This window comes from uncultured Draconibacterium sp., assembly GCF_913060805.1.
In the GTDB taxonomy this organism is placed as follows: Bacteria; Bacteroidota; Bacteroidia; order Bacteroidales; family Prolixibacteraceae; genus Draconibacterium.
The window spans coordinates 98,142-110,155 of record NZ_CAJXTC010000007.1; the positions used below are offsets into that span (position 1 = coordinate 98,142).

At 40.6% G+C, this 12,014-nt stretch carries 7 protein-coding genes; 6 read left to right on the forward strand and 1 reads right to left on the reverse strand.

The features are described from left to right. The first annotated feature begins 5 nt into the window (after positions 1 to 5). The 6 genes from QZ576_RS05855 to QZ576_RS05880 all read left to right on the forward strand — a co-directional run bounded on the left by QZ576_RS05855 (position 6) and on the right by QZ576_RS05880 (position 9,711). Positions 6 to 1,115: a hypothetical protein gene (locus QZ576_RS05855; protein WP_297095024.1), complete on the forward strand. Its 1,110-nt coding sequence runs from the start codon at positions 6 to 8 to the stop codon at positions 1,113 to 1,115. A gap of 8 nt (positions 1,116 to 1,123) precedes the next feature. Continuing rightward, positions 1,124 to 2,578 carry a carbon starvation protein A gene (locus QZ576_RS05860; protein WP_297095026.1) on the forward strand — a complete coding sequence of 485 codons (1,455 nt, stop codon included), beginning with the start codon at positions 1,124 to 1,126 and terminating at the stop codon, positions 2,576 to 2,578. An 83-nt stretch (positions 2,579 to 2,661) separates the two neighbouring features. Next, positions 2,662 to 5,763, forward strand: coding sequence for a glycoside hydrolase family 2 TIM barrel-domain containing protein (locus tag QZ576_RS05865; protein ID WP_297095029.1), 3,102 nt, complete (start codon positions 2,662 to 2,664; stop codon positions 5,761 to 5,763). A 51-nt stretch (positions 5,764 to 5,814) separates the two neighbouring features. Further along, a complete protein-coding gene (locus QZ576_RS05870) occupies positions 5,815 to 7,218 on the forward strand; it encodes a DUF1080 domain-containing protein (RefSeq protein ID WP_297095031.1) in 1,404 nt (467 codons plus the stop codon). Between the two features lie 46 nt (positions 7,219 to 7,264). After that, positions 7,265 to 8,689 carry a Gfo/Idh/MocA family oxidoreductase gene (locus QZ576_RS05875; protein ID WP_297095034.1) on the forward strand — a complete coding sequence of 475 codons (1,425 nt, stop codon included), beginning with the start codon at positions 7,265 to 7,267 and terminating at the stop codon, positions 8,687 to 8,689. A 59-nt stretch (positions 8,690 to 8,748) separates the two neighbouring features. After that, entirely contained in the window at positions 8,749 to 9,711 is a 963-nt protein-coding gene (locus QZ576_RS05880) for a DUF4886 domain-containing protein (RefSeq protein WP_297095035.1), read from the forward strand. A gap of 120 nt (positions 9,712 to 9,831) precedes the next feature. Here the strand turns inward: QZ576_RS05880 and QZ576_RS05885 are convergent, their stop codons facing one another. Next, entirely contained in the window at positions 9,832 to 11,556 is a 1,725-nt protein-coding gene (locus QZ576_RS05885) for a cellulase family glycosylhydrolase (protein ID WP_297095037.1), read from the reverse strand. Between the last annotated feature and the right edge of the window lie 458 nt (positions 11,557 to 12,014).

A 12,014-nucleotide genomic window follows, 5' to 3' on the forward strand; every position in this document is an offset into this window, starting at 1 on the left:
AAAACGTGGCAGAGTATAGAAATATGGCTAAGCGTTTGTGGATTCTGGTTGTGATCGTCTTCGGCGGATTGTTCTGTCTTTCCTATTTAGACGTGGAAAGTACACAGGAAAACTTTCTGGACTGGGAAGGCGAGCGCGTTTTGCACACGTTTAATGACACTGCCGATGCTTCTTCTGATCAGCAAATTATTGAATTGCAGGATGCCAATGGAATGCCGCTGTGGTTTGGCCGGCATTTTTATAAAGACGTATGTATTTCGGGGAAATGCAAAATGATCCGTCTCTGGCTATTTTGGGATGGCGCCGGTAATTATCTCGGCTTTCAAGTGCCAGAGGACGAGCCATTGACAAAATCAGATCACACCATTTTTGAGCACAAAGACTACATTAAACTGGATGATATTTTAAAAGATCCTTCGTCCATTCTTAAAAAATTAAAACAGGAGGATTTGGTAATTATTCCTGATTCGATAAAAAATCCTTATGAACTGGATGGCTATACGGCAGCTACTCAGCCGGCTTTGGCAGAGGTTGTGGTGAAAGATGCGGTTTACTCGTGTCATACGCTTTGGCACACGGTTTATGGCCCTACACAACAGGAAATATTTCGCTTGCTGGATGAACGGACTGATGCTGATTTTCTAACGCAAATGCTTAGTTCAAACAAGTCCGAAAAAATTATCTGGGCGATTGAAACAATTGAAAAGCACAGGGAGTATCACGCAGAGTTTTATCCACGGATCATAATATTCATAAAATCAGAAGATGACTTGCTGGCAGAAACCGCACTGGATTATTTTCAGAAAGATGAGTTGAAAGATGAGCAGGTTAAAAAGCAGCTAGTCGATGAAATGCCTTTTTTCTCGGCAAGAACAAATGTTGAACTGATTTGGCGACTTATAGAAAATGGAGGTGTTTTGGAAGAAATTTTCCTGCAACTTCTGCGATTTGTAAAAGAGGGAAAACTTCAGGTTACCTCGCTCAACTTGGTCTACCAGCTTTATCAACCGGATTTTTTTGAGAATAGAGAAATCGAGACACTGTTAAATAACTTTTTAAAGGATAAAGATGCCTATGTGCGCACTTTAACGCAAAAGGTTTTGGAAATAAAATAGGATTTAAGATGATTACATTTATTATTTCGGTAGCGGTTTTGGTAGCGGGGTATTTTATTTACGGAGGCTATGTTGACCGCAATTTTAAAAGTGACCAGACAAGGCCAACTCCTGCAATTGAAAAGAATGACGGAGTGGATTATGTGCCTCTGAAAACAAGTAAAATCTTTTTGATTCAGTTTTTGAATATTGCTGGCCTTGGACCAATTTTTGGCGCTATTGCCGGAGCAATGTGGGGGCCGGTAGCTTTTATCTGGATTGTTTTGGGTTCCGTTTTTGCAGGAGGAGTGCACGATTATTTTTCGGGCATGCTTTCAGTACGGCATGAAGGAGAAAGTATTCCCGAAATTGTAGGGAAATATCTGGGTGTTGGCGTGAAGAATTTCATGCGGATTTTCGCGTTAGTATTGCTGATTTTGGTTGGGGTGGTTTTTGTAAAAGGCCCTGCAACAATTCTTGCCGGACTTTCGGGTGTAAAAGCCTTTTATTGGATCTTCATCATATTCCTTTATTACATTCTGGCCACCATGATTCCCATCGATAAATTAATTGGGAAAATATATCCATTCTTTGGCGGTTCGTTACTGGTAATGGCAGTAGGAATTTTTGCAGTATTACTTTTCGGAAATTATTCGATTCCCGACCTTACTCCGTCAACGTTTTCCAATATGCATGCGAATCCCGGTAAATTCCCAGTATTTCCGATGTTGTTTATTACTATAGCTTGTGGAGCGATTTCGGGTTTTCATTCTACGCAATCGCCATTAATGGCCCGCTGCCTGTCGAATGAAGCTGATGGGAAGAAGATATTTTATGGAGCTATGATCACAGAAGGAATTGTTGCATTGATTTGGGCTGCTGCTGCCATGGCTTTCTTTGGAGGAGTGCGCGAATTAGGCGAAACAATGGCTCAGCCGGGGCACAATGCAGCCTGGGTGGTCAACCAGATTTGTGACACCATGCTGGGAAAAATAGGCGGATTGCTCGCGATTATCGGAGTGGTTGCAGCCCCAATTACATCGGGCGACACTGCATTTCGGAGTGCACGATTAACCATTGCCGATACATTCAATTTTAAGCAGGGGAAACTGGTGCAACGGCTTGTTATAACCATTCCCATTTTTATTGTGGCAATCATGCTTACAACAATCAACTTCGATATTATTTGGCGATATTTTGGGTGGTCGAACCAAACGCTGGCAACCATTGTACTTTGGACTGCCTCAGTTTATATGCTTATCAGAGGCGAGAACTTTTGGATCGCACTTATACCCGCAATTTTTATGTCCGCAGTGGTGACGACTTATATTTTGGTTGCACCAGAAGGTTTGATGTTGCCCTATTCTTTGTCGGTATTTATAGGGTGTGTTGTAACAATTATTCTGGCCGGATATTTTTTCTTTTTACGATCAAAAAAGGTGGTTCCCGGCCGTTTAAAAAAGAGTTCTGTAAGGAGTAATTAATTAAATGAGTTTAGAGGCTAACTAGTAGTCATTCAGCACTATTGGTATTAAAATAATGCCGGATGGTGGTTAAATTAAATCATATGAGAAAATATAAAATACGCTTATTAGTTTTTATTACCTGTTTGTTTATTTGTCAGTTTTCAAGTGTTTGGGCACAGAATGATTGGGAAAATTCAACAATTTTCGAGATCAATAAAGAACCGGGCAGGGCTGAATTTATACCTCTAAAAACTGAAGGGAAACTTATTGACTTTAGTAAGGAAGCAAGCCCGTTTGTAAAATCACTGAACGGAATCTGGAATTTCCGTTGGAGTGCCAAACCGGCTGACCGGCCTGTGGATTTTTACCGTACGGATTATGATCTCACAAATTGGGATGAGTTACCGGTGCCTTCCAATTGGCAAATGCACGGCTACGGAATCCCTATTTATACGAATACTGTTTATCCTTTTAAAGCAAACCCGCCATACATTCAACACGATAATAACCCGGTTGGGTCGTACCAGAGAATCTTTACCATTCCCGCAGATTGGGATAAAAATCAAAACATATTTCTTCATTTCGATGGAGTGAAAAGTGCTTTTTATATTTGGGTGAATGGTGAAAAAGTGGGGTACAGCCAGGGAAGTATGACACCTGCGGAATTTAATATCAGCGAATATTTAAAAGAGGGGGAAAACTTACTGGCAGTTGAAGTTTATCGTTGGAGCGATGGTAGTTACCTCGAGGATCAAGACATGTGGCGTTTCAGTGGGATTTATCGCGATGTGTATCTGTTTACAACACCCAAAATAGCAATCAGCGATTTTTATGTGACAACTGATTTAGACGACCAGTTTAAGCACGTCGATCTGAAAATTAAAACGAAGGTGAAAAATACAACTGGCAAAGATTTATCGAAGATGGAGCTGAAAGCCTATTTATTTCCAAAGGGTAGTTGGACCGATGAGTCGGTAGTAACATTGAATGAGAAAATCAATATTGCAGAAAATAGAGAGCAGGAAATTGAACTCTCGCAAAAGATTAAGAATCCGAAATTGTGGTCGGCTGAATTTCCGAATTTATATACACTGCTTTTAGAGCTGAGAGATTCAGATGGAAGAACACTGGAGCGGGTTTCTACCGATATAGGATTTCGTGAAGTTGAGATTAGGGGCGGAGAGTTTTTTGTTAACGGTAAATCCATTTTATTCAAAGGTGTGAACCGTCATGAACATGATCCGGATCGAGGACGTGCAATTACACGCGAAAGTATGATAAAGGATATTCTGATGATGAAGCAGAATAATATCAACTCGGTGCGCTGTTCGCATTATCCGAACCAACCCGAATGGTACCGGCTTTGCAACGAATACGGAATTTACTTGGTTGATGAGGCCAATGTAGAATCACATGGAGTATCCTATGGAAAGGATATTTTACCGGGTAACGATCCGAACTGGACTGCAGCTGTTTTAGCACGTGCGGGACGAATGGTAATCCGCGACAGAAATCATCCAAGCGTTGTTTTATGGTCGTTGGGAAATGAAGCAGGACATGGTGATAATTTCTTTAAAATGTCGGATCATATTCGCGATTTGGATCCAACGCGACCAATACAGTACCGCCAGATGAATGAAGCGGCTGACATGGATAGCCAGACTTATCCTACGCCGGATTGGATTATTCAGCGCGCAACAGAAAAGCCGGATCGTCCGTTTTTGATGAACGAATATGCACATGCTATGGGAAATTCGATGGGGAATTTGCAGGAATATTGGGATGCAATTGAAGAATATCCGGCGCTGATCGGTGGTTTTATCTGGGATTGGGTAGATCAGGGATTACGCACAAAAACTGAAAATGGAATTGAATATTTTGCCTACGGTGGTGATTTCGGCGATAAACCCAACGACAATAATTTTTGTATCAACGGGCTGGTTTCTCCTGATCGGAATCCAAATCCTTCGTTATATGAAGTGAAGAAAGTGTACCAATATGTTACTACCAAATTGGTTAGTGCAGAAAATATGACAGTTGAAATTCTGAACAAGTATAATTTCACTAACCTTTCAGATTTTGATTGTAGTTGGCAAATTCTCGAGAATGGTGAAGTTGTTGAAAATGGGAAACTGCAGAATTTAAATATCGAACCGGGAATGAAAAAGCAGGTAAAAATTTCTTCTGCTTATGATCTGAAATCAGGACAGGAATATTTTTTTACCGTCCTTTTTTCACTGAGACAAAACAATAGTTGGGCGGAAGCTGGACATATAGTGGCCTGGGATCAGTTTCAGATATTTGAGGTGCTTCCGAATACACAAGTCAAAACTAAGCCGGCAGCAGAACTTCAACTTTCTGAGTCGGCTGATAATTATGAAATTAGTGGAGAGGGTTTTCAATTTCAACTATCAAAAAATAAAGGCGAAGTTCGAAGTATAAAATATGATGGGCAAGAAGTTTTGAGTACTCCGATTGTACCGAATTTTTGGAGGGTGCCGAACGACAACGACAAGGGAAGTAAATATCAGGAAACTTTAGCCTGTTGGCGCCGGGCATCTACCGATCGTAAAGTGGAAACGGTAGAAGCTAAAGCTTTTGGAAATGATAGTATAAAAATTTCCGTATCGAGCAGATTGCCTGTTTTCGGAACGGAGTATTTCGTGATTTATACCATCTACAACACCGGAATTTTACAGGTGAATTGCCAGATGGAACTGGAAGATGGCGTACCGGAGTTACCACGTTTTGGTATGCAATTTCAAATTCCCGATAGCTATAGCCAAATGCAGTGGTATGGCCGCGGTCCGTACGAAACTTATCAGGATAGGAAAAGTGGTGCTGGAATTGGTTTATATTCAGGAAAAGTAGATGAGCAAAGTTATTCATATGTTTACCCACAGGAGAATGGAAATAAAACTGATGTGCGTTGGGTGACTTTTGTAAATAGTGAAGGTCGTGGAATTAAAATCTCAGGAATTCCTACTGTTAATGTAAGTGCCTGGTCCTATTCAATGGAGGATTTGGAAAAAGCGACACATGCTTATCAGTTGCCCAACCGGTCGTTTTATTCGGTTCAGGTGGATTACAAACAGCGGGGCGTTGGCGGAAACAACAGCTGGGGTCAGAAACCATTGAAAAAGTACCGTATGCTGGATAAACAGTACAGTTATTCGTACCGTATTGAACCTGTAAACAGGTAGATATAACCAACAGAAAATAACTTTAGAAGTAACATAAACAAAATTTTAAGAATGAAAAATTCAATAAAACTGATATTACAAACATTCGTTGCTGTGATATTTTTGATGAGCTGTAAAACCCAATCAGACAAAGGGAGTTGGAAACAACTTTTTAATGGGGATAACCTGAACGGTTGGACAGTTTTAAACGGTACCGCCGAATACAAGGTTGAAAATGGCGAGATAGTGGGAACATCCAAAACCGGAACACCCAATACATTTTTGGTAACCGAAAACAATTACGGAGATTTTATTTTGGAATACGAAATGAAAATGGATGAAGGATTGAATTCCGGCGTTCAGATTCGTAGCAACAGTTTACCTGACTATCAAAACGGTCGTGTACACGGTTACCAGGTTGAATGTGATGACTCCGACCGGGCCTGGTCAGCAGGTATTTATGATGAAGGGCGTCGGGGATGGCTCTATCCGCTGGAATACAACAAATCAGCAAAAAGTGCATTCAAAAAGGGGCAATGGAACAATTATAGGGTTGAAGCCATTGGTAATTCTATCCGAACCTGGTTAAATGGAGTTCCCGTAGCAAATCTGGTTGACGATAAGACGGCTGAAGGATTTATTGGATTACAGGCGCATTCTATTGGAAATAATACCGCACATGCTGGCAAGGAAATTCGATGGAAAGATGTTCGCATCATGTCCGAAAATCTGGATGAAAATCGTATAGAAATGCCAGAAGAGGTGGCTGAGGTGAGTTACTTGACTAACAAACTCACGCAACGTGAGCAAGAAGAAGGCTGGAAACTGCTTTGGGATGGAAAAACGACCAAAGGCTGGCGTGGTGTAAAGTTGGAAAACTTTCCAGAAAAAGGCTGGCATATCGAAGATAGTAAACTGGTGGTTGAAAATGCCGATGGAGCAGAGTCGGGTAACGGTGGCGACATTATAACAATTGAACGTTATAAAAATTTTATTCTCGAAGTGGATTTTAAACTTACTGAAGGAGCCAACAGTGGAATAAAATATTTTGTACAGGGAAACATTAATCAAGGAGAAGGCTCAGCAATCGGATGCGAGTTTCAGCTTCTGGATGATAAAAACCATCCCGATGCAAAGCTTGGTGTTCTGCGTAATCGCACATTAGGATCCTTGTACGATCTGATTCCGGCTGACGGAAGCTATTTCGATCCAAACCTGCAGGTTAAACTATTCAATGGAATTGGTTCGTGGAACCGGGCACGTGTTGAAGTTCGCGGCAATAAGGTGAGCCATTTTCTGAACGGAATAAAAGTGGTAGAATACGAGCGTAATACACAAATGTGGCAGGCACTGGTCGATTATAGCAAATATCAGCAATGGGAGAATTTTGGAGATTTTGAAGACGGACACATTCTCTTGCAGGATCATGGAAATGAGGTACAGTTCCGCAATATTAAAATTAGACCATTGGATTAATTCTGCCCGGTTAGCCATTAAGAACAAATCAAAAAAAGTTATTGAGATGAATAAAACAGCGAATCATAACCGAAGAGCATTTATTAAAAAAACATCACTAGGATTAGGAGCAGTAACTATTCTTCCGTCCTATGTCGTTTTTGGAAAACCAGGAAGGGTAATGCCCAACGATAAAGTTAACCTCGCTTTCTGTGGAATTGGAAACCGGGGAGGACAGATTCTTAAAGATTTTATGAATACGGGAATGGTAAATAATGTTGCCATGTGCGATACTGATATGGGAGCCAAACATACACAGGCCTCCATCGATGCAAATCCAAAAGCAACACAATTTCAGGATTTTCGTTTGATGTTCGATAAAGCAGCGAAGACATTTGATGCTGTTGTTGTTGGAACACCCGATTTCTCGCATTTCCCGATCACTATTCTTGCTATGTCGATGGGGAAGAACGTGTATACGGAAAAACCCTTGACACGCACTTTTCAGGAATCGGAATTGCTGATAAAAGCAGCTAACAAATATAAGGTTGCTACGCAGATGGGCAACCAGGGGCACTCGGATGCTAACTATTTTCAGTTTAAAACCTGGGTGGAGAAAGGTATTATAAAAGACGTAACAAAAGTGGTGGCGCACATGAATAGTGCACGTAGATGGCATGGATGGGACACTGGCATGAAGACTTTCCCAAAAGCTGAAGCAATTCCTGGAACATTGGATTGGGATACTTGGTTGGGCACATCGCAGCACCATGATTATAACCACGATTTTATAAATGGGCAATGGCGATGCTGGTACGATTTCGGTATGGGAGCACTAGGCGACTGGGGAGCTCATATAATTGATACCATTCACGAGTTTCTAGATTTGGGCTTACCATACGAGGTTGATCCGGTAATAGTAGAAGGCCATAATCCGCTGTTTTATCCGCAGGCAACTACGCTCGATTTTAAATTCCCGAAAAGAAAAGGTATGCCACCGCTTACAATAAGCTGGTACGACGGAGTAGATAACCAACCCGAGCTGCCCGAGAATTATGGCAAATCAGAATTGGCAGCTGATATTCCTGCTACAAGTACAGGTCAGATCGAAACACGAAACCTGAACCCCGGCAAAATCATTTACAGCAAAGATCTTGTTTTCAAAGGTGGTTCTCATGGTACCACATTATCTATTCTGCCATCAGAAAAAGCAGAGGAAGTTAAAAAGCATTTACCAGATGTACCAGAAAGTCCTTCCAACCACTTTGAAAACTTTGTGTTGGCGTGCAGAGGAGAGGAGAAAACGAGGTCACCGTTTGAAGTATCTGGTCCACTCAGCCAGGTTTTTGTGTTAGGGACATTGGCACAACGACTGAATACTAAAATAAAATTCGACAGAAAATCAAAACAAATTACGAACAACAGATTGGCGAATGAGCTATTGGTTGGAACACCTCCTCGAAAAGGATGGGAGGAGTTTTATCGATTATAAATCCTTTGACAAAAAATGCATTGTGAATCTGTGAGAATTGAGCTAATAAAATGATAAGAATGAATAAAATACATTTTAGAAAATATACAGAGCGGATTTTAGCTATACTGTTTATTCTGTTTCTTACATCGGTAACAGGATACTCAGCTAATTTACAAAGAGCAGAAAAGCCAACTGAAATTGCAAACGGTCAGCCATTATTCAAGAAGAATAAGACGATACGCATATTAGCGATCGGAAACAGTTTCTCGCAAGATGCCGTTGAGCAATATTTGTATGAATTGGCTGATGCTGAAGGTATTTTTGTAGTGATTGGAAATTGTTACATTGGCGGTTGTTCCTTGGCAACTCACTTGAAAAATGCAACAAAAGATAGTCCAGTATACGACTATCGAAAGATTGAAAATAGCACAAAAACTAACCGTCCGAAGACCAGTCTGGCAGAAGCTATCGCTGATGAAAAATGGGATTATATAAGTTTACAACAAGTGAGCAGTAATTCGGGGCAATACGAGACTTTTAAAAAATCGTTGCCCGGGCTTGTTGATTACGTTAAAACACATGCAACAAATCGGAAAATGAAAATAATGCTGCACCAGACCTGGGCGTATGCTAAAAACTCAACGCACAAGGCTTTTCCGAATTACAATAATGACCAAGATGAAATGTATAAATCTTTAGTTGACGCGATAGACCGTGCTGCAGATTTGGTTGATATTGACATTATAATTCCTTCGGGAACAGCTATACAGAATGGTCGCACATCGTGTATTGGAGATCATTTCAATCGTGATGGTTACCATCTTGAAACAACTTACGGTCGGTATACTGTAGCATGTACGTGGTTCGAAAAGATATTTAAGAAGAACGTAACGCGTAATTCTTATGCTCCTGCAGGAGTAGATTCGTATAAAATTGAAATAGCTCAGCATGCTGCACATGCAGCAGTGAAGAATCCTGATGAGGTAACTGATTTGAAAAAATATGAAGCAGAATCTGTTGAGGAAGGAATGTTGGAATAAGCAGGCTGTTAAAAAGAGCCACTTTATATGTTTCGGGTTAAACAAAAAAGGCCTCGCGTTGCGCGGGCCTTTTTCATTCCTCAAACTAAGAAATTGAAATTTATATTGCCAGATCTATACTTAATTCTTGATCATTTTTGTTGTGAAGCGATTGTGTTGATTCAGTAAGGTCACAAAATATATTCCTGGCGGCATCTGACTTATTCCAATCTGGTTTAAGTGTTCACTTAATTGTTTTGACAAAACAATTGTGCCGTTGGCATTACTAATTATCAGTTGTTCAAAATCATCGGAGTTACTCACGCATAATTGATTTGTGGCAGGATTGGGAAAGACCTTTGTTTTTACCTCGGCGTGAAGGGAAACTGTGGTTGGCGTTTCTAATTCTATCGCTTCAAGAATGATTGATTCAAAATAGATATCCGAATCAGAAGCTCCCAAATCGAATTTAATGCGTGCATTGTTATCGTCTTTTGTCATGTTGAAAGTGTAAGAATACTCTTCCAGAATATCGTTCAGGGTAATTGTGTTATAATTGCTGTATGCTCCCCAGGGGGCAGCACCCTCGCCAACATATGCAGTAATGGAACGTTCGTTGTCAGCCCGTGCCTTAAAACGAACACGGTATTTCTTTCCGGCTTCCAGTTTTACATTGTATTTTACCAGCTGAATATGCCACTCCGAGCTACTGGCCGTTGAAATGGAAATTACCATTTGGTCGTTTTTATCCTGTTGTGTGGATACTGCACCACTATTATTTCTCAGGTCCCATTCTGAATTTCCCCTCGAAAAATCAGATGTATACACCGGTGTTGCAGCATAATATGCGGCTTCGGGCATTGGATTGTGTAGTAAGGCATCTACCAAAAAATTGTAATATCTGTTGGTAATTGGGTTGTAAATGCCATAGCCGTCACGAAATTCCCAGTATGCCCAACTCCAGCCTTGCGACTCGACATATCTCGCTATGTAAGTTGTCCATTTTTCCCGCGAAGCATCGTCAGCAGTACTATAAGAACCAAATTCCCCGATATGAATGGGAATATTCTGTTTCTCCTCTAACGTCTTTAACGGAGCAAAATCATTTTGAACTCGTTGGCGTTCAGGTTCTGTGTTGTTCCATTTTGTGCCTAGCCATGCATCTGAACCTTCAATCCAACTAGCACCTTGACCGGTAAAACTAAAGGGATTGTAGTAGTGGATGGTTAGAATAATGTTTTCATCGTCCGGAAGCTCTAGTTCTGAGATACTGCCAAGACCTCCCCAGTCGGCAGAGCCAATCGAAACAATCCGGTCCGGACTATCAATGCGAATGGCAGCAAGTGCATCGGATAAAAATATATTCCATTTATCGGGAGTAAGGTGACCGTGCGGTTCGTTTAATATCTCGAAAATCAATTTATAGGAGTAGTCTTTAAAGTACTCAGAGATCTGCTTCCACTGCGAGAGAAAGCGTTCTCTTTGTCCATTGGGATCATCAAAAAGTGCCTCGTGATGGTGCATATTTATGATAGCAAACATTCCATTATTGAGGCAGGAATCAACCACTTCTTTTATCTGATCCAGAAATTGGGGATTAATGTTGTAAGGTGCTTCCGGATTGCTACGTCCTTCGGGTTCCCAGCGAATAGGAATACGCACATGATTAAAACCGAGATTGGCAACCATTTGGGCATACTCAGGTTTCCATTTGCCACTGCTTACCGAGTTACTGAAGCCTTCAAACATACCACCAAAGTTTATTCCACGCCCCAGTTGTTTATTGAGCTCGAAAGCATGTTCTCTGTTTTGCGCATAAATCGAAAAGTGAAATAGAAATAAAAGTGAGAGTAGTTTAAGTTTCATCCTTGAATAATTTTGTTTAGTTGTTGAATTTGTGTATCATTTTTATTTAAAATCTTCGTAATAAATGTCTCATAAGGAGGATGAAAGGGTGACAGCAAGGAAAAAATATATTAATAACAAGCATTGATACGGGTCCTAATCTATGTAGGCTTGCAACTCATTTCATAAATATATTTAGATTTACAATATTCTATTTGGATATTTGTAAGTTTTCGGTTTTGAGTGTTTTAATCGGTTCTCACTTGCTTGATTAAAGATTCTGGTAACTTAAAACTGGCTTCGAAGTTTCCTGTATCAAATTTGATACAGGAAGTGCTACTGGAATTGCGACAGGAAGTGCGTTGGTAATCGAGAAAGTAAATCTTTCGCCCACGAAAAAAAGAGCTATTAAAAGTTTTTTAGATTTCCCTATACCACGGCATATCACACTCCCAGCCTTCAATTCACCTCCATTTGTT

Bases quoted from the DNA above. Each gene is read 5' to 3' on its own strand.
- QZ576_RS05870 (WP_297095031.1), top strand. From the start codon at position 5,815: ATGAAAAATTCAATAAAACTGATATTACAAACATTCGTTGCTGTGATA.
- QZ576_RS05860 (WP_297095026.1), top strand. From the start codon at position 1,124: ATGATTACATTTATTATTTCGGTAGCGGTTTTGGTAGCGGGGTATTTT.
- QZ576_RS05880 (WP_297095035.1), top strand. From the start codon at position 8,749: ATGAATAAAATACATTTTAGAAAATATACAGAGCGGATTTTAGCTATA.
- QZ576_RS05865 (WP_297095029.1), top strand. From the start codon at position 2,662: ATGAGAAAATATAAAATACGCTTATTAGTTTTTATTACCTGTTTGTTT.
- QZ576_RS05885 (WP_297095037.1), bottom strand. From the start codon at position 11,556: ATGAAACTTAAACTACTCTCACTTTTATTTCTATTTCACTTTTCGATT.
- QZ576_RS05875 (WP_297095034.1), top strand. From the start codon at position 7,265: ATGAATAAAACAGCGAATCATAACCGAAGAGCATTTATTAAAAAAACA.